Raw genomic sequence first — 234 nt, forward strand, 5'->3', positions numbered from 1 at the left:
AGGGATCACGGGGCGGGAATACCTGAGGAATACGGGGACCGGCTCTTCCAGCGTTTCGTTCAGGCCGGCACGCCGTCGCAGGGCCGTCCCAGCGGCACCGGGTTGGGCCTGAGCATCGCCAAGGCCATCGTGGAGCGGCACGGGGGCACGATCTCGTTCACCAGCGCAGTTGGACAGGGCACCACCTTTTGCGTCGAGCTGCCACATCGGCAGGACCTTCGGAGTGCGGCGTGA

General features: G+C 67.1%; 1 protein-coding gene. It reads left to right on the forward strand.

Features of this window, described 5'->3' with window-relative positions; all coding sequences use genetic code 11:
* Positions 1-234 (forward strand): ATP-binding protein (locus EIP85_RS22090; protein WP_241560144.1); only part of this gene is annotated, 234 nt, incomplete at its 5' end.

Source organism: Solirhodobacter olei (assembly GCF_004010155.1).
Taxonomy (GTDB): domain Bacteria; phylum Pseudomonadota; class Alphaproteobacteria; order Rhodobacterales; family Rhodobacteraceae; genus Solirhodobacter; species Solirhodobacter olei.